This window comes from Micromonospora rhizosphaerae (genome assembly GCF_900091465.1).
Taxonomy (GTDB): Bacteria; Actinomycetota; Actinomycetes; order Mycobacteriales; family Micromonosporaceae; genus Micromonospora; species Micromonospora rhizosphaerae.
Map to the genome: position 1 here is coordinate 1,581,923 of NZ_FMHV01000002.1, position 17,862 is coordinate 1,599,784.

Annotated in this window: 17 protein-coding genes; 13 read left to right on the forward strand and 4 right to left on the reverse strand. The window is 72.4% G+C overall.

Translation table 11 applies throughout. From position 1 onward, the window contains the following. Nucleotides 1–8: 8 nt before the first annotated feature. From glmU to cysN, 7 genes are all read left to right on the forward strand, one after another. Nucleotides 9–1,544, forward strand: coding sequence for a bifunctional UDP-N-acetylglucosamine diphosphorylase/glucosamine-1-phosphate N-acetyltransferase GlmU (glmU, locus tag GA0070624_RS07770; RefSeq protein ID WP_091338147.1), 1,536 nt, complete (start codon nucleotides 9–11; stop codon nucleotides 1,542–1,544). A 51-nt stretch (nucleotides 1,545–1,595) separates the two neighbouring features. Next, nucleotides 1,596–2,576: a ribose-phosphate diphosphokinase gene (locus tag GA0070624_RS07775; protein ID WP_091338150.1), complete on the forward strand. Its 981-nt coding sequence runs from the start codon at nucleotides 1,596–1,598 to the stop codon at nucleotides 2,574–2,576. A 274-nt stretch (nucleotides 2,577–2,850) separates the two neighbouring features. Next, a complete protein-coding gene (locus GA0070624_RS07780; protein WP_091338153.1) occupies nucleotides 2,851–3,543 on the forward strand; it encodes a 50S ribosomal protein L25/general stress protein Ctc in 693 nt (230 codons plus the stop codon). Between the two features lie 131 nt (nucleotides 3,544–3,674). Continuing rightward, nucleotides 3,675–4,265 (forward strand): aminoacyl-tRNA hydrolase, encoded by a 591-nt coding sequence (gene pth, locus GA0070624_RS07785; RefSeq protein WP_091338156.1) that lies wholly within the window; start codon nucleotides 3,675–3,677, stop codon nucleotides 4,263–4,265. Nucleotides 4,266–4,372: 107 nt separating this feature from the next. Then, the gene (locus tag GA0070624_RS07790; RefSeq protein ID WP_091338159.1) at nucleotides 4,373–5,206 is read left to right on the forward strand and encodes an inositol monophosphatase family protein; all 834 of its coding nucleotides are present in this window, start codon (nucleotides 4,373–4,375) and stop codon (nucleotides 5,204–5,206) included. Nucleotides 5,207–5,285: 79 nt separating this feature from the next. Beyond that, nucleotides 5,286–6,197, forward strand: coding sequence for a sulfate adenylyltransferase subunit CysD (cysD, locus tag GA0070624_RS07795; protein ID WP_091338162.1), 912 nt, complete (start codon nucleotides 5,286–5,288; stop codon nucleotides 6,195–6,197). Next, nucleotides 6,197–7,507: a sulfate adenylyltransferase subunit CysN gene (cysN, locus tag GA0070624_RS07800; RefSeq protein WP_091338165.1), complete on the forward strand. Its 1,311-nt coding sequence runs from the start codon at nucleotides 6,197–6,199 to the stop codon at nucleotides 7,505–7,507. Before cysD ends, cysN begins: the two co-directional genes overlap by 1 nt. Before the next feature lie 115 nt (nucleotides 7,508–7,622). On the opposite strand, the gene galK is transcribed toward cysN, so the two are convergent. Both galK and galE read right to left on the reverse strand, forming a co-directional pair. Further along, a complete protein-coding gene (gene galK / locus GA0070624_RS07805) occupies nucleotides 7,623–8,807 on the reverse strand; it encodes a galactokinase (RefSeq protein ID WP_091338168.1) in 1,185 nt (394 codons plus the stop codon). A gap of 11 nt (nucleotides 8,808–8,818) precedes the next feature. Next, nucleotides 8,819–9,802: a UDP-glucose 4-epimerase GalE gene (galE, locus tag GA0070624_RS07810; protein ID WP_091338172.1), complete on the reverse strand. Its 984-nt coding sequence runs from the start codon at nucleotides 9,800–9,802 to the stop codon at nucleotides 8,819–8,821. Between the two features lie 171 nt (nucleotides 9,803–9,973). Between galE and GA0070624_RS07815 the strand changes: the two genes are divergently transcribed. The 6 genes from GA0070624_RS07815 to GA0070624_RS07840 all read left to right on the forward strand — a co-directional run bounded on the left by GA0070624_RS07815 (nucleotide 9,974) and on the right by GA0070624_RS07840 (nucleotide 14,610). Continuing rightward, nucleotides 9,974–10,999, forward strand: coding sequence for a hemolysin family protein (locus GA0070624_RS07815; RefSeq protein WP_091338175.1), 1,026 nt, complete (start codon nucleotides 9,974–9,976; stop codon nucleotides 10,997–10,999). A 33-nt stretch (nucleotides 11,000–11,032) separates the two neighbouring features. Beyond that, a complete protein-coding gene (trpS, locus tag GA0070624_RS07820) occupies nucleotides 11,033–12,058 on the forward strand; it encodes a tryptophan--tRNA ligase (RefSeq protein ID WP_091338178.1) in 1,026 nt (341 codons plus the stop codon). Between the two features lie 17 nt (nucleotides 12,059–12,075). After that, nucleotides 12,076–12,660 (forward strand): 2'-5' RNA ligase family protein, encoded by a 585-nt coding sequence (locus GA0070624_RS07825; RefSeq protein WP_091338182.1) that lies wholly within the window; start codon nucleotides 12,076–12,078, stop codon nucleotides 12,658–12,660. Nucleotides 12,661–12,758: 98 nt separating this feature from the next. Next, nucleotides 12,759–13,694, forward strand: a complete 936-nt coding sequence (locus GA0070624_RS07830; protein WP_091348357.1) for a YihY/virulence factor BrkB family protein — start codon at nucleotides 12,759–12,761, stop codon at nucleotides 13,692–13,694. Nucleotide 13,695: 1 nt separating this feature from the next. Further along, nucleotides 13,696–14,064 carry a GntR family transcriptional regulator gene (locus tag GA0070624_RS07835; RefSeq protein ID WP_091338186.1) on the forward strand — a complete coding sequence of 123 codons (369 nt, stop codon included), beginning with the start codon at nucleotides 13,696–13,698 and terminating at the stop codon, nucleotides 14,062–14,064. A 102-nt stretch (nucleotides 14,065–14,166) separates the two neighbouring features. Beyond that, nucleotides 14,167–14,610, forward strand: a complete 444-nt coding sequence (locus GA0070624_RS07840; protein ID WP_091338191.1) for a hypothetical protein — start codon at nucleotides 14,167–14,169, stop codon at nucleotides 14,608–14,610. 181 nt (nucleotides 14,611–14,791) lie between these two features. On the opposite strand, the gene GA0070624_RS07845 is transcribed toward GA0070624_RS07840, so the two are convergent. Then, the gene (locus GA0070624_RS07845; RefSeq protein WP_091338194.1) at nucleotides 14,792–16,429 is read right to left on the reverse strand and encodes a glycoside hydrolase family 13 protein; all 1,638 of its coding nucleotides are present in this window, start codon (nucleotides 16,427–16,429) and stop codon (nucleotides 14,792–14,794) included. Nucleotides 16,430–16,577: 148 nt separating this feature from the next. Further along, the gene (locus GA0070624_RS07850; RefSeq protein ID WP_091338197.1) at nucleotides 16,578–17,666 is read right to left on the reverse strand and encodes a LacI family DNA-binding transcriptional regulator; all 1,089 of its coding nucleotides are present in this window, start codon (nucleotides 17,664–17,666) and stop codon (nucleotides 16,578–16,580) included. Nucleotides 17,667–17,862 lie beyond the last annotated feature (196 nt).

Here is a 17,862-nt window from a genome sequence, read left to right on the forward strand (position 1 = left end):
GCCACGTCGTGTCCCAGCCCCACCCCCGCACCGTTGTCGTGCTCGCCGCCGGTGAGGGCAAGCGGATGAAGTCGGCCCTGCCCAAGGTGCTGCACCCGCTGCTCGGTCGTACCCTCCTGGGCCACGTGCTGGCCGCGGCCGCGCCGCTGCGCGCGGACCGCACTGTGGTGGTGGTCGGCCACGGCGCCGAGCAGGTCCGGGCCCACCTGGACGAGATCGCCCCGGACGCCACCCCGGTGCTCCAGGCCCAGCAGCTCGGCACCGGCCACGCGGTGCGGATCGCGCTGGACGCCGCACCGAACGCCACCGGCACCGTCGTGGTGATCAACGGGGACGTGCCGCTGCTGCGGTCCGAGACCGTCGCCGCGCTCGTCGAGGCGCACGAGCACGCGGGCACGGCGGCGACCGTGCTCGCCGCCGAGGTGCCCGACCCGACCGGCCTCGGCCGGATCGTGCGGGACTCCGCCGGGCGGCTGGAGCGGATCGTCGAGGAGCGCGACGCCACTCCCGATCAGCGGGCGCTGCGGGAGATCAACGCCGGCATCTACGCGTTCGACGCGGCGCGGCTGCGCGAGGCGCTGGGCAAGCTCTCCACGGACAACGAGCAGGGTGAGGAGTACCTCACCGACGTCTTCCGGCTGCTCAACGACGCGGGCGAGCCGGTGGCCGTGCACGTCGCCGCCGATTACGTGGAGACCCTGGGCTGCAACGACCGGGTGGAGCTGGCGGCGCTGCGCCGGCTGCTGCGCGACCGGGTCAACGAGGGCTGGATGCGGACCGGGGTGAGCATCCTCGACCCGCAGACCACCTGGATCGACGTGACGGTGGCGGTCGAGCGGGACGCGGTGATCGACCAGAACACCCAGCTGCGCGGGGCGACCGTGGTCGGCGCCGAGGCGGTCGTCGGGCCGGACGTGACGCTGATCGACACGGTGGTCGGCCCGGCCGCGACCGTGCTGCGCAGCCACGCGGTGAACGCCGAGGTCGGCGCCGGCGCCAGCGTCGGCCCGTACGCCTACCTGCGGCCGGCCGCGCGACTCGCCGAGAAGTCCAAGGTCGGCACGTTCGTCGAGGTGAAGAACTCCGAGCTGGGGGCGGGTGCCAAGGTGCCCCACCTGTCGTACGTGGGTGACGCGACGATCGGCGCGAAGGCGAACATCGGCGCCGCGACGATCTTCGTGAACTACGACGGGGTGAACAAGCACCACACGACCGTCGGTGAGGCGGCCTTCATCGGCTGCGACACCAGCCTGATCGCCCCCGTCGAGGTGGGCGCCGGGGCGTACGTGGCCGCCGGCAGCGCGATCACCCAGGACGTGCCGCCGGGCGCGCTCGGCGTGACCCGGGCCCCGCAGCGCAGCATCGACGGCTGGGTGGCCCGGAAGCGGGCCGGCACCGCCTCCGCGCAGGCGGCCGAGCGGGCACGGCAGGCCACCGAGGGTGCGTCGGGCGGGGCCGCTACCGCAAGGGAAGGTGAGCCACCGCACGGGAGCGCCGAGACGGCGGGACCGGCGTCCGGCTCGGGGGATACTGCAACTGAATAACCTCCGGCCCACCGCCGCCGGGACCACCGACAAACGGGAGCAGACGCGCCCATGGGCAGCATCGTCGCCGAAAACCGCAAGAGCCTGATGCTCTTCTCCGGACGTGGCTTTCCAGAGTTGGCCAAGGAGATCGGTGAGGTGCTCGGCGTCGCGCCGACGCCCACCTCCGCATACGAGTTCGCGAACGGCGAGCTGTTCGTGCGGTACAAGGACTCCGTTCGTGGCTCTGACGCCTTCGTCGTGCAGTCCGTCACGCACGGCGTGAACAAGTGGGTCATGGAGACCCTGATCATGATCGACGCGCTGAAGCGCGGCTCGGCGAAGCGGATCACCGTGGTCCTGCCGTACTACCCGTACTCGCGGCAGGACAAGAAGCACCGCGGCCGGGAGCCGATCTCGGCCCGGCTGGTGGCCGATCTGCTGAAGACCGCCGGCGCGAACCGGATCCTCACCGTCGACCTGCACACCGCGCAGATCCAGGGCTTCTTCAACGGCCCGGTGGATCACCTCTTCGCGATGGACACGCTGGCCGAGTACGTCGAGCACCGGTACGCGGGCCGGCCGATGACCGTGGTCGCCCCCGACTCGGGCCGGGTGCGGGTGGCCGAGCGCTGGACGGACCGGCTGGGCGGCTGCCCGCTGGCGTTCATCCACAAGACCCGTGACCCGATGAAGCCGAACCAGGTGGTGGCGAACCGGGTGGTCGGGGAGGTCGAGGGTCGGGTCTGCCTGGTCGTCGACGACATGATCGACACCGGTGGCACGATCACCAAGGCCGCCGACATCCTCAAGGAGGCCGGTGCGGCGGAGATCGTCGTCGCCGCCACCCACGCCCTGATGTCGGACCCGGCGACCGAGCGGCTGAAGAACAGCCCGATCAGCGAGGTTGTGGTGACCAACACCCTGCCGCTGCCGCCGGAGAAGCAGCTCGACAAGATCACCGTGCTGTCGATCGCGCCGCTGCTGGCCCGGGCGATCCGGGAGGTCTTCGACGACGGCTCGGTGACCACCCTCTTCGGCGGCCTGAGCTGACCTCCGCAGCACCCTGGGACGCTCGTTCCCGCCGGCCTGGGCGCCGGCGGGAACGGTGATCCGGGGACTGCCGGAAAGCTCGAATTCCCCTCGGGTAGACTGGTGCGGTTGCCACGGCGAGGGTGCCCGGCGGGCCGCTGAAAAGCACCGCACGGAGGCGCCGTTATCGACGCGGTGCTCCGGGCAGTCGTTCACGACGCATGACCCCAGCGAGCCCCTCGCCCCAGCACCGCCAGACGACAAGCCGCCGCAGCGAAGCATCAGGAGTTTCCCCGTGTCCGAGGTAAAGATCAGCGCCGAGCCCCGTACCGAGTTCGGCAAGGGTGGTGCCCGTCGTACCCGCCGGGCCGGCAAGGTGCCCGCCGTGCTGTACGGCCACGGCGAGAAGCCCAAGCACATCGCGCTCCCGGCGCGTGAGTTCGCCGCCGCGATCCGCAAGGGCGGCGCCAACCAGCTCTTCGCGATCGAGGTCAGCGACGGCACCCAGGTGCTGGCGCTGCCGAAGGCGATCCAGCGTGACCCGATCAAGGACACCTTCGAGCACGTCGACCTGCTGCTGGTCCGCCGCGGCGAGAAGGTCACCGTCGAGGTCCCGGTCGAGCTGACCGGCGAGCCCGTCCGGGACACCCTGATCGTGCACGACCACGACACCCTTTCGGTGACCGCCGACGCCGCCCGGGTGCCGGACCACCTGGAGGCCTCGATCGAGGGCGCGGTGCCGGGTGTCCAGGTCACCGCCGCCGACGTGAAGCTGCCGAGCGGCGTCGAGCTGGCCGCCGACCCGGAGCTGCCGGTCGCCACGGTCACCGCCGCGCCGACCGCCGAGCAGCTCGAGGCCACCCTCCCCGAGGTCGAGGAGGCCGCCGAGGAGGCCGAGGCCGAGGTCGGCGAGGAGACCACCGCCGAGGGTGCCGAGGCCGTTGCGGCCGAGGGCGAGGGGACCCCGACCGAGTCGACCCAGGCCTGATCGGTCCGCAGTTCGTGCGACAGGCGCTCCCGGCTGGTCGGGGGCGCCTGTCGGCGTATCGGGACGGCCGCCGGGAGGCGGCGGCGTCCGCCCGTCGGCGCGGGCGCGGTTGAGAGCGGGAGGGGCGTGGCGTGACGGACGAGGCGGGGCCGTGGCTGGTGGTCGGCCTGGGCAACCCCGGTCGGGAGTACGCGGGTAACCGGCACAACGTCGGCTTCATGGTGGCGGACCTGCTCGCCGGTCGGCTGGGCGCGAAGTTCGGCCGGCACAAGCGGGCGGTGGCAGAGGTCGCCGAGGGGCGGCTCGGGTTCGGCGGCCCGAAGCTGGTGCTGGTGAAGCCGCTGACGTACATGAACCTCTCCGGCGGGCCGGTCGCCGCGCTGGCGCAGTTCCACAAGATCCCGCCGCAGCGGGTGATCGCCGTGCACGACGAGCTGGACATCCCGTACGGGCAGCTGCGGGTGAAGTGCGGTGGCGGCGAGGGCGGGCACAACGGCCTGCGGTCGATGTCGAAGTCGCTCGGGACGAAGGAGTACGTCCGGGTACGGTTCGGTATCGGGCGGCCACCGGGGCGGCAGGACCCGGCCGACTACGTGCTGTCGGACTTCTCCTCCGTCGAGCGCAAGGAGCTGGAGTTCCTGGTGGACCGGGCGGCGGACATGGTGGAGTCGGTGGTCACCCGCGGGGTGGAGCCGACGCAGAACCTCTACCACGGGGCCTGAGCCGGGCGGGGCGTACCGGAACGGGCTGATCCGGGCGGGTAGTCTGCGCCTTTCTGGCGTGGCGGATGCCGACGACGCGGGTCGCGGCGAGGCGACGGGAGAGCGGTATGGGCAATCCTCCGATGATCGACGGCGCGTTCGCCCGGTGGCTGGCGGCGCGGGCCGGGCAGGCGCTGGTCAACCTGCGGTCGGAGATGGGCTTCGCGGACCCGGGGGCGTTGAAGTCGGCCGGGGACAAGGTCTCGCACGACCTGATCCGGACGCAGCTGGCGCAGTGGCGCCCGGGTGACGCGGTGCTCTCCGAGGAGGACGAGGGCTCCCGGCTGGCCTGGACGGCGGAGGTGACCACCGAGGCGGTGTCCCGGCTGAACGCCGACCGGGTCTGGATCATCGATCCGCTGGACGGCACCCGGGAGTTCTCCGAGGAGGGGCGCTCGGACTGGGCGGTGCACGTGGCGCTCTGGGCGCGCAACGCGCCGACCCCGCACGGCCTGGTCGCCGGCGCCGTGGCACTGCCGGCGCAGCACCGGGTGCTGGCCACGGACTACCCGCCGGCGTACCCGCCGATGACGGTGGAGGCGGCGACCTCGGGCGGCGTGCGGGCCATCCGGTTGGCGGCCAGCCGTAGCCGTCCGCCGGTTTTCCTGACCGATCTGGCCGAGGACATCGGCGCTCATCTGGTCCCGATGGGCTCGGCGGGCGCGAAGATCGCCGCGGTGGTCACCGGTGAGGTCGACGCGTACATCCACGCGGGCGGTCAGTACGAGTGGGATTCGGCCGCTCCGGTCGCTGTGGCGACGGCCACCGGCCTGCACGCTTCCCGGATCGACGGTTCTGCGCTGAAATACAACGAGGCCGACCCGCGCCTGCCCGACCTGCTGGTCTGCCGCAAGGATCTCGCCAGTCGGTTGCTTGCAGCGCTGCAGCGGCATTCCGGGTAGCCTGAGCGTTCTTCTTCACGAGTCCGACCGGAAAGGTCTGGAATCCCATGTGCGGATCCGAGCGAATCGAGCCCGTGTCATGACCGCGGCCGCCGCTTACCAGGTCTCCCACCTCGACGCGCTTGAGGCGGAGAGCATCTTCGTGATGCGCGAGGTGGTCGCCGAGATGGAGCGCCCGGTGCTGCTCTTCTCCGGTGGCAAGGACTCGATCGTGATGCTGCGGCTGGCGCAGAAGGCGTTCGCCCCGGCCAACATCCCCTTCCCGGTCATGCACGTGGACACCGGCCACAACTTCCCGGAGGTCCTGGAGTACCGCGACCAGCGGGTCGCCGAGTTGGGCCTGCAGCTGATCGTGGCCAGCGTGCCGGCGGCCCTGGCCAAGGGGCTGGTCCGCGAGTCGGCGGACGGGATGCGTAACCGGATCCAGACCCCGGTGCTGCTCGACGCGGTGGAGAAGCACCGCTTCGACGCGCTCTTCGGCGGCGCCCGCCGGGACGAGGAGAAGGCCCGGGCCAAGGAGCGGGTGTTCAGCTTCCGCGACGAGTTCGGCCAGTGGGACCCGAAGAACCAGCGTCCGGAGCTGTGGGCGCTCTACAACGGCCGGCACCACCCGGGCGAGTCGATCCGCGTCTTCCCCCTCTCCAACTGGACCGAGCTGGATGTCTGGCACTACATCGCCCGGGAGCGGATCCCACTGCCGTCGATCTACTACGCGCACCAGCGCGAGGTGATCGAGCGAGACGGCATGCTCTACGCGGTCAACGAGTTCTTCCGCCCGCGGGCGGGCGAGGAGCCGTTCAAGGCGCAGGTGCGCTACCGCACGGTGGGCGACGCCTCCTGCACCGCCGCCGTCCGGTCGGACGCCGACACGGTGGAGAAGGTGATCGAGGAGGTCGCCGCCACCCGGATCACCGAGCGCGGCGCGACCCGCGGCGACGACCGGGTCAGCGAGGCCGCCATGGAGGACCGCAAGCGGGAGGGCTACTTCTGATGAGCGTCGAGACCGCGGCCCCGGCCGCCGACACCCGGCCGGCCGAGGGGCGGCCGATGGACCTGCTGCGGTTCGCCACCGCGGGCAGCGTCGACGACGGCAAGTCCACCCTGATCGGTCGGCTGCTGTACGACACGAAGTCCCTCTTCACCGACCAGCTGGCCGCGGTCGAGGCAGTCAGCGCGGCGCGGGGCGACGAATACACCAACCTGGCGCTGCTCACCGACGGCCTGCGGGCCGAGCGGGAGCAGGGCATCACCATCGACGTGGCGTACCGCTACTTCGCCACCCCCCGGCGGAAGTTCATCATCGCCGACACCCCGGGGCACATCCAGTACACCCGGAACATGGTCACCGGCGCCTCCACCGCCGACCTGGCGCTGATCCTGGTGGACGCCCGCAAGGGCCTGGTGGAGCAGTCCCGGCGGCACGCGTTCCTCTGCTCGCTGCTGCGGGTGCCGCACCTGGTCCTCTGCGTCAACAAGATGGACCTGGTGGACTGGTCGCAGGAGGTGTTCGAGCGGATCGCCGACGAGTTCACCGCGTTCGCCGCCAAGCTGGACGTGCCGGACCTGACCGTGGTGCCGATCTCCGCCCTCAAGGGCGACAACATCGTCGCCCGCTCGGAGAACATGCCCTGGTACGAGGGGCCGTCGCTGCTGCACCACCTGGAGCACGTGCACATCGCCAGCGACCGCAACCTGGTCGACGTCCGGTTCCCGGTGCAGTACGTGATCCGGCCGCAGTCCACCACCGTCACCGACTACCGGGGTTACGCCGGTCAGGTGGCCTCCGGCGTGCTCAAGCCGGGCGACGAGGTGATGGTGCTGCCGTCCGGCTTCACCAGCCGAATCGCCTCGGTGGAGACCGCCGACGGGCCGGTCGACGAGGCGTTCCCGCCGATGTCGGTGACCGTCCGGCTGACCGACGAGATCGACATCTCCCGCGGCGACATGATCTGCCGGCCGAACAACGCCCCGGCGGTCGCGCAGGACATCGAGGCGATGGTCTGCTGGATGGACGAGACCCGTCCGCTGCAGGTCGGCGGCAAGTACGCGATCAAGCACACCACCCGGGCGGCGCGGGCGATCGTCCGTGGGCTGCATTACCGGCTGGACATCAACTCCTTGCACCGGGACGAGACGGCCGGTGAGCTGAAGCTCAACGAGATCGGCCGGGTCCGGCTGCGGACCACGGTGCCGCTGCTGGCGGACGAGTACCGCCGGAACCGCACCACCGGCGGTTTCGTGATCATCGACGAGACCACCAACCGCACCGTCGGCGCCGGCATGATCGTCGAGGCCAGCTGACCCCACGCCCCCGCCCCCCGGTCGCCCGATCCGGCGCGGATGCACGGAAAGAGTGGTTATCCGAGCGCGGATAGCCACTCTTTCCGTGAATGAGGCACCGGGGGTGCGCGAGGGGTCAGTCCAGGCGGTGGGCGCCGGCGGCCGGGATGACCGTGACGTGGGTGGGGGGCGGGAAGCCCCGGTCGGCGTAGGCGGCCGTCACGGCGGCGGCCACCGTCGTGGCGGCGTCGGCGTCGACCAGGGCGAGGACACAGCCGCCGAACCCGCCGCCGGTCATCCGAGCGCCGTACGCCCCGGCGGCCAGGGCCGCCTCGACCGCGGTGTCGATCTCGGGCACGGTGATCTCGAAGTCGTCGCGCATCGAGACGTGCGAGGCGGTCAGCAGCGGCCCGATGTCGCGTACCCGGCCGGCACGGAGCAGCGCGACGGTGTCGAGCACCCGCTGGTCCTCGGTGACCACGTGCCGGACCCGGCGGCGGGTCTCGTGGTCGTCCAGCCGGGCCAACGCCTCGTCGAGGTGGTCGGCGGAGACGTCGCGCAACGCCGGCACGCCGAGCAGTTCGGCGGCGCGCTCGCAGGACTTCCGGCGGGAGGCGTATTCGCCGTCGGCGTGCCGGTGCGGGGCGCGGCTGTCGATGACCAGCACGGCCAGCCCGGCGGCGTCCAGGTCGAACGGGATGTGCTCGACGGACTCGGTGCGGCAGTCCAGGAAGAGCGCGTGCCCGGCCCGGCAGCGGATCGCAGCGGACTGGTCCATGATCCCGGTCGGCGCGCCGACGTAGTCGTTCTCGGCGCGCTGGGCCAGCCGGGGGCGCCGCTCGGCGGGCAGGTCCAGCCCGCCGAGGTCGACCAGGGCGGCGAGGACCGCCGCCTCCAGCGCGGCGGAGGAGGAGAGCCCCGAGCCGAGCGGCACGTCGGAGGCGATGGCCAGCCGGGCACCCGGCACGGCGTGACCGGCCGCGCGCAGCGCCCAGACCACCCCGGCGACATAGGCGGCCCAGCCGGTGACCCGGCCGGGCTCGTCGGCCTCGGCGGCCCCGAACTCGATCGGTGCGTCGGAGTGCTCCGAGCAGACCGTCCAGCGCTCGCCGTCCTGCGGCGCGGCGGCGACCACGGTATGCAGCGGCAGCGCGAAGGGAAGCACGAAGCCGTCGTTGTAGTCGGTGTGCTCGCCGATCAGGTTGACCCGGCCGGGCGCCGCCCAGCGGCCCGCCGGCTCCGCGCCGTACCACTGCCGAAAGCCGGCGGTGGCGCGGGCCGCGACGTCGCCCGCCGGTGCGGTCGGCGTCGCGACGCCCATGGTCGCTCCGGTCACGGCCGTTCCAGCAAATGGGTGCGGTAGAAGGCCCAGGCGTCGCCGACCATGTCGTGCAGGGTCGGCTTCTTCGGCACCCAGCCCAGCTCCGCGCGGGCCAGTGCGGAGGAGGCGACCAGCTCGATGGGGTCGCCCTCGCGGCGCGGTGCCACCTCCACCGGCACCGGGCGCCCGGTGACCTCCCGGACCACCTCGACCACCTGCCGATTGGTGAAGCCGTTACCGTTGCCGAGGTTGTAGATCCGATGCTGGCCGGGGACTGCGGCGTCCAGCGCCAGTAGGTGGGCTCGGGCCAGGTCCTCGACGTGGATGTAGTCGCGCACGCAGGTGCCGTCGACGGTGGGGTAGTCGTCGCCGAAGAGCTGGAGCTTCTCCCGCCGGCCGGCGGCGACCTGGAGCGCGATGGGGATCAGGTGGCTCTCCGGGTCGTGCCGTTCGCCGATGGCCCGCCCGGCGTGCAGGTAGGCCCCGGCCACGTTGAAGTAGCGCAGCGAGACGGCGGCCAGGTCGTGCGCGATCGCCTCGGAGGTCAGCGCCATGTCCACCGTCAGCTTGGTAGCCCCGTAGGTGCTGGTGGGAGCCTTGATCGCGGTCTCCGGAATGGGCAGCTCGGTGGGGTTGCCGTAGACGGCCGCGGTGGACGAGAAGACCAACCTGGGCACCCGCGCGGCCCGGACCGCGTCGATCAGGGCGAGCGAGCCGACCACGTTGGTGTGCCAGTAGAGCTCCGGCTTGACCATCGACTCGCCGGCGGCGATCAGCGCGGCGAAGTGCAGCACGCCCTCGAATCCGGCGTCCGGGGTGAGCACCCGGGCGGCCTCGTGGACCGGCAGCTCGACGTGGGTGGCCTCGGGGGCGAGCGCCTCCCGGTGGCCGGTCCGCAGATCGTCCAGGATCGTCACGTCGTGGCCGTTGTCGAGCAGCATCCGGGTCACCACGCTGCCGATGTAGCCGGCGCCTCCGGTGACGAGCAGTTTCACGTCGGGTTCCTCCTACCTGGCCGGCGGCGCGGCCCTCTGCTGAACCCTACGGCGATGGGGCGGGGGACCGGCTCGCCTCGCCGTCACCGACACTCCCTCATAATCGGCCATTATTCAACAGACCCGCACATCCGAGCGGGCGTGCGGACGGTGCTGTCTACCATCCTTGTCATGCGGGATGGAGGCGGTCCCGGGCTCCGGCGACGACCGTCGGGGCGGCCGCGGCGCGAACCGGGCCCCATCGCCCGGGCCGTCGCCCGGCTCGTGGTCCGGGCCGCCGACGGGGCCACCAGGCTGGTCACGGATCTGCTCGGCGCCAGCCCGGCGGAGGGCCGCGAGCGGATCAGCGAGGCGGAGCTGCGCGACCTGGTCGCCGCCAACACGGTGCTCGATCCGGACGAGCGCCGGATCATCGACGAGGTGCTGGTGGCCGGGGCGAGCCTGGTCCGCGAGGTGATGATGCCCCGCATCGAGGTCGTCTTCCTCTCCGCCGGGCTGACCATCGCCGAGGCGGAGCGGCTGGTCCGCGCTGAGACGCACACCCGCTACCCGGTGGTCGACGGCACCCACGACGACGTGGTCGGCTTCGTCCACCTGCGGGACGTGCTGCTCCGGCCGGACCTCGACCCCTGCATCACGGTCGGCGAACTGACCCGCGAGGTCAAGCGGCTGCCCGGCAGCAAGCGGGTGCTCGCCGCGCTGACCGAGATGCGCCGGGAGGGGCACCACCTCGCCGTGGTGGTCGACGAGTACGGCGGCACGGCCGGCATCGTCACGCTGGAGGATCTGATCGAGGAACTGGTCGGGGAGATCCACGACGAGTACGACGCCCCGCCCGACCCGGCCCACGCCGGCCTGCCCGCCGTCGTCGACGGCCGGCTCAACCTGGCCGACTTCGCCGAACGCACCGGCGTGCCGCTGCCGGTCGGGCCGTACGAGACGGTCGGCGGCTTCGTGATGGCCGCCCTGGGCCGGCTCCCGGTCGCCGGCGACGAGGTGCCGGTGGCCCCCGCGCCGGACGGCGTGGGCGGTCCCGATCCGGAGGACCCGCTCGGTGGCTGGCTGCTGCGGGTGCTCGCCCTGGAGGGGCGGCGGGTGTCCCGGCTCGCGGTCTCCGCGGTGCGCCTGCCCGAGCAGCGACGCGAGATCACCGCCCCGGCGGCGCCGGCGGAGCGGCGACCCCCCGGCCCGTCATGACGTACGCCGAGCCTTGCTGACAGAATTGCCGGCATGTCCGACGTTCCCGCCCGCCCCCGTGTCTTCTCCGGCATCCAGCCGACGGCCGACTCGTTCCACCTCGGCAACTACCTGGGCGCGGTGCGGCACTGGGTGGCCCTGCAGGAGACCCACGACGCGTTCTACTGCGTGGTCGACCTGCACGCGATCACCGCGGGTCACGACCCGAAGGTGCTGAAGCAGCGGTCCCGGGTGGCCGCCGCGCAGCTCTTCGCGGTGGGGCTGGACCCGGAGCGCAGCACCCTCTTCGTCCAGTCGCAGGTGCCGGAGCACCCGCAGCTGGCCTGGGTGCTCGGCTGCATCACCGGCTTCGGTGAGGCCAGCCGGATGACCCAGTTCAAGGACAAGGCGCAGCGGCAGGGCGGCGAGCGCGCCAGCGTGGGCCTCTTCACCTACCCGATCCTGCAGGCCGCCGACATCCTGCTCTACCAGGCCAACGCGGTGCCGGTCGGCGAGGACCAGCGTCAGCACCTGGAGCTCTCCCGGGACCTGGCCCAGCGGTTCAACTCGCTGTTCGGCCAGACCTTCACGGTGCCGGCGCCGCACATCGTCAAGGACACCGCGAAGATCACCGACCTGCAGGACCCGACGGCCAAGATGTCGAAGTCGTCCTCCTCGCCGGCCGGCATCATCGACCTGCTGGAGGACCCGGCCCGTTCGGCCAAGAAGATCCGCTCGGCGGTCACCGACACCGGCCGGGAGATCGTTTTCGACGCCGAGACCAAGCCGGGCATCTCCAACCTGCTCACGATCTACTCCGCGCTCTCCGGCCGCAGCATCGACGACCTGGTGACCGCGTACGCGGGCAAGGGCTACGGCGACCTCAAGAAGGACCTCGCCGAGGTCGTCCGGGAGTTCGTCACCCCGATCCAGGAGCGCACCCGCACCTACCTCGACGACCCGGCCCAGCTGGACAAGCTGCTCGCCCACGGTGCGGAGAAGGCCCGCGCGGTGGCCGCGCCGACGCTGCGGACGGCGTACGAGCGGGTCGGGTTCTTCCCGCCGGTCCGCTTCCAGTAGCGGTCCGGACGCGACGGGTGGGGACGCAGTCGGTGGCCGGAGGGGTGGCGCGGAGCGTGGATCGCAGGGAAGGGGCGCCGGACGCCGGCGACACCGTCCAGATCGGGATCGCGGTGGACATCCCCGAGCCGTGGGGCGGGATGCTCACCCGGCGCCGGATCGAGGCCGGTGACCCGCAGGCGGTCCCGGCCCACGTCACGCTGCTCGGGCCGACCGAGATCCCGGTGACGGCGCTGCCGGCCGTGGAGAAGCACCTTGCCGCGGTGGCCGCGGTCCACCTGCCGTTCACCCTGCACCTGCGGGGCACCGGCACGTTCCGGCCGGTGACCCAGGTGGTCTTCGTCGCCGTGGCGGCCGGGATCAGCGAGTGCGAGCTGCTGGCCGGTGCCATCCGGGCCGCGCCGGAGCTGCGCCGGGAGACCCGCTTCCCCTACCACCCGCACGTCACGGTGGCGCAGGACGTCGCCCCGGAGGCGCTGGACAAGGCGTACGAGGACCTGGCCGACTTCTCGGCGCTGTTCGAGGTGGAGTCCTTCACCCTCTTCTCGCACAGCGGGCAGACGCGGTGGCAGCCGCGCCGGGACTTCCGGCTCGGCGGCTGAGCTGATCGGGACGGGCGGCCGCGCAGGCCGAGCTGAGGCGGGGGCTGCCCACGGCCCGGCTCCCCGCGCCCCGGCGCCGGATCGGCGAGGATGACGTGGTGAACGTGATCGGCCGGATCGAGGCCGCCCTCGGCCGCCGGGTGGACACCGCGCGTCGCCGATCGCCGGCCTTCGACCACCTGTGGCGGGCCGGGACGCGCTACACCGACGTGCTGGGCGGCCGGCTCGCCGCGGCGATCGCCTACTACGGCTTCTTCGCCGTCTTCGCGCTCGCCCTGGTGGCGTACTGGATCTTCGGCGCGATCCTCCAGGACAACGATCAGGTCAGCCGGGCGGCGGCCGATTTCCTCCGGAACAACCTGCCCTTCATCGATCCACAGCAGATCGCGCAGAGCAGCAACACCGTGGGGGTGATCGGTCTGATCATCCTGGTCTTCACCGGGATCGGCTGGGTGGAGGCGATCCGCTCCTCGCAGCGGCTGGTGTACGGCTTCAATCAGCAGCCCGGCAACCTGGTGGTGCGGCGTCTGGTCGACCTCGGCGTGCTGGTGGCGATCTTCGTCCTGCTCGGGGTCTCGGTGGCGGCCGTCGACGCGCTGGAGTCGCTGCTGCGCTTCCTGCTGCGCAGCACCGGGTCGGTCGGGCTGATCACGGTCAGCGCGCTGCTCAGCGTCCTGGTCAACGCAGTGCTGGCCGCCGCGCTGCTGGTGGCGGTGCCCCGGCTGCGGATGAGCCGCGGCCGGCTGCGGCCGGCCGTCCTGGTGGTCGCCGTCGGCATCACCCTGCTCAACACCGTCGGGCGCTACTACGTCGTGCGTACCGAGCGAAACCCGGCGTACACGGTGGTGGCGACCGCGGTGGGGCTGCTGCTCTATCTCTACCTGCTCAACCAACTGGTGCTCTTCGGCGCCGCGCTGGCGGCGACCAGCCGGCACGGCCGGGTGGTGGACCTGGCCGAGGGCCCCTCCGCCGCGGAGGTGGACGTGGAGCTTGACGACGAGATCGAGCCGGGTACGCCGGGAGGGGCGGGCTGACATGCAGATCCGGATCGACCCGGCCTCGGCGGTGCCCCCGTACGAGCAGGTGCGCGGGCAGCTCGCCCGGATGATCGGTGCCGGTCGGCTGCCGGTCGGCACCCGGCTGCCCCCGGTCCGCCAGCTCGCCACCGACCTCGGCCTGGCGGTGAACACGGTGGCCCGGGCGTACCGGGAGCTGGAGGGGGCCGGCCTGGTGCAGACCCGGGGTCGGCACGGCACCGTGGTGGCCCCGGGTCGCGACGACGCGACGGACCGGCTGCACCGGGCGGCCGCCGAGTACGCTGCCGAGGCGGTCCGGCTCGGAGTGCCGGCCGACCGGGCGCTGGCCCTGGTCCGCGCCGCCCTCGACGCCACCCACCCGACCTGACCCGGCAGATCCCGAGGGGATGCGATGAGCGTGACAGCTGGAGATGCGGCGTTTGGGACGAATGTCACCCATCTCGAGGACGGGAGCGACCATGATGAGCTCGTGGGCGCACTCGTGACACTGGACCTGCCGGAAGACTCGCCGATGCTCGGCCTGCCGTGGATCATCACCTTCGGGCCGCTCGGCGACGTCGAAGAGTGGGAGCCGGTGGTCTGCGGGCCGTACGAGCGGCCGCATGCGCTGGCCCTGGCCGAGGCGGTGGTCGCCGAGGAGCAGCTGATGGCGGTGGTCGAGCCGCTGCTGCCGGCGCTGTCGGCCGACGAGATCCGAAGCGAGATCGCCGCCGCGCAGATCGCCGCCCAGGACGAGGAGGCCCGGATCGACCAGGCCGACCTCTACGGCGACTTCGAGGACACCATCGACGAGGAACTGGAGCTGGCCGCCGAGCAGGAGCCGGTGGCCGAGCCGCTCCCCGCGCCGACCGAGGCCGAGCTGCGGGCCGGCTTCGCCCGGATCGCCAAGCTGCTGACCAGCAAGGAAGGCTGACCCCGGCGGTCGGGTCCGGCGCCGCGGTGACGGCAGCGTCCCCGATGGACGCCGGCGCCTCGGGGAGTCCGCTCCCCGAGGCGCCGGTGCCACCTCACCCCCCACCACAAGGGGTCGGTTGCCCAGCCGCCCGTCGGCGCGGGGCACAACGGACGACCAGGTCAATGGCGGGTTACCCGGCTCAGCGCCGTTCGAACCACGCAGCTGCGTCAACCGGCAGGAGATGTCCGCCGCCCTGCTCGGTGAGCTCAGCGCTGGCGACGATCGGCCGGCCGTAGCCGTCGATCACCACCTCGGCGCCGCTGACGTTGACCGCGCAGGTCAGCACGGTGTCGCCGGCGGAGCGGCGGAACGCCAGCACGCCCGGCCCGGCCTCCAGCCAGGTGACGGCGCCGGCGGTGCCGGCCAGCGCGGGGTGCTCGTGCCGGATCCGCAGCGCCGCGCGGTAGAGCTCCAGCGTGGAGCCCGGCACGCCGGTCTGGGCGGCCACCGAGAGGGCACGCCAGGTCGCCGGGGCCGGCAGCCAGCTCAGCTCGCAGCCCTCCGGGCTGAAGCCGTACGGGGCCAGTTCGCCGCTCCACGGGATCGGCACCCGGCAGCCGTCCCGGCTCTCCCCGGTACGCAGGAAGGCCGGGTCCTGACGCAGCTCGTCCGGCAGGTCCAGCACCTCCGGCAGGCCCAGCTCCTCGCCCTGGTAGAGGTAGGCGCAGCCGGGCAGGGCCAGCATCAGCAGGGCGGCGGCCCGGGCGCGGCGCAGGCCGACCTCGCCGTCGCCGTACCGGGTGACGTGTCGCTGCCGGTCATGGTTGGAGAGCACCCAGGTGGTCGGGGCCCCGACGATGGTCGACTCGGCCAGCGCGGTGTCGATCACCTTGCGGAACGAGTCCGCCGACCAGGTGGCGTCGAGGAAGTCGAAGCTGAACGCCTGGTGCAGCTCGTCCGGGCCGATGTAGCGGGCCAGCCGCTGCGGCGTCTCCGCCCAGGCCTCGGCCACCGCCATCCGGCCACCCGGGTAGCTGTCCAGGATGGGCCGCCAGGCGCGGTAGATGTCGTGCACCTCGTCCTGGTCGAAGTAGGGGAGCCGGCCCTTGCCGAGCAGCTCGGACTGGCGCCGGCCGGTGGTCATCGAGTTGAAGCCGACGTCCGGCAGCCCCTCGGCCTTGATCATGCCGTGCGCCACGTCGATCCGGAACCCGTCCACGCCCCGGTCGAGCCAGAAGCGCAGCACGTCCTCGAACTCGGCGCGCACCTCGGGGTGGCGCCAGTTCAGGTCCGGCTGGGCCGGGTCGAACAGGTGCAGGTACCACTGGCCGTCCGCCACCCGGGTCCAGGCTGGGCCGCCGAAGATGCTCTCCCAGTCGTTCGGGGGCAGCTCGCCCTGCTCGCCCTTGCCGTCGGCGAAGAGGTAGCGCTCCCGCTCGGCCGAGCCGGGGCGGGCGGCGAGGGCCGCCCGGAACCACGGGTGCGCGCTGGAGGTGTGGTTGGGTACCAGGTCCACGATGATGCGCAGCCCCAGGGCGTGCGCGTCGGTGATCATCGCGTCGAAGTCGGCGAGCGTGCCGAACATCGGGTCGACGTCCCGGTAGTCGGCCACGTCGTACCCGCCGTCGATCTGCGGCGAGGTGAAGAAGGGGGTCAGCCACAGCGCGTCCACGCCGAGCTCGCGCAGGTACGGCAGGCGCTCCCGGATGCCCTGGAGATCACCGACGCCGTCGCCGTTCGCGTCGGCGAAGCTGCGGACGTAGACCTGGTAGACGACCGCGGAGCGCCACCAGTCGTCGTCGGAGGCCAGCGGCGTGCGGTTGATGGCGGCGGTCATCGGTGACGATCCCCGTTCTCTGGGACGGCGGCACTGCGCGTGTGCGTGGGTGAGAGGCGCGGGTGTCTGAGCAGAATGCCGCCGGCATGCTGCAAGAATCAAGCAGTCCTTGCGCAAGGAATGACGGCCGTCACCCGGGGTCGAGCCGCTATGCCGGCACGGCGAGCGCGGGCGGGGCGGGGCGCCCCGGCTCGGGCCCGCCGGCGGCCGGCGGCGTGGTGGCCTGCCGGGCGACCGCGGTCGAGCCGCGGACCACCAGCTCCGGGCGGAAGAGGTACTCGGTGTGCGGGGCGGCGTGGCCGTTGATCTCGTCGACCAGGGCCCGCACCGCGGCGACCGCCATCGCGATCACCGGCTGGCGCATGGTGGTCAGCGGCGGGTCGGTGAAGGCGATCAGCGGGGAGTCGTCGTAGCCGACCACCGACAGGTCGGCGGGGACCGCCAGGCCGCGCTGGCGGGCCGCCCGGATCGCGCCCAGCGCCATCAGGTCGGAGCCGCAGACGACGCCGGTGACCCCGCGCTCGAGCAGTCGGCCGGCGGCGGCCTCGCCGCCTTCCACACCGAACAGGGAGAGCTCGGCCAGCTCGGCCAGCTCGCTCTCGGTCGCGCCGACGAGTCGGCTCATCGCGGCCTTCCAGCCGGCCACCTTCCGCTGCACCGGCACGAACCGGTCCGGACCGGTGATCAGACCGATCCGGCGGTGCCCGAGGGCCACCAGGTGGGCGACGGCGAGCTCGGCGGCCTCCCGGTCATCGCAGGAGACGAAGGGCGCGGCGATGCCGGGGACGTATCCGTTGATCATCACGATCGGCAGCGGCCGGGCGATCAGCGCCCGGTAGCGGTCGTGGTTGGCGGCGGTGTCGGCGTGCAGGCCGGAGACGAAGACGATCCCGGACACCTGCCGGTCCAGCAGCATCTCCACGTACTCGTCCTCGGTGACCCCGCCTGGGGTCTGGGTGCAGAGCACGGGCGTGAAGCCGCTCTGTGCCAGGGTCGACTCGATGACCTGGGCGAAGGCCGGGAAAATCGGGTTGTCCAGCTCCGGCACCACCAGGCCCACCAGCCCGGCGCTGCGCTTGCGCAGCCGGGCCGGGCGCTCGTAGCCGAGCACGTCAAGGGCGGTCAGGACGGCCTGCCGGGTCTCGGGGGCCACGCCGGGGCGGTCGTTGAGCACCCGCGACACCGTGGCCTCGCTGACTTCGGCCTGCTGGGCGATGTCGGACAGTCGAGCGCGCATGGCGGCACTTTAGCTCACCGGCAAGTTCTTTCGTACACTCCTGCAATCTCTTCCATTCTCTGCAACGTCTTGCTAACGTCCCCGCAACACGCGTGATCAGCGGCGCGGCACCCTAGCGCCGGTTGGCAAGAACTTTCAGAGGTTTCCACTGGCGGGCCGTCCTTCCCCCGCGGACCCGCCATGACGACAGGAGTAC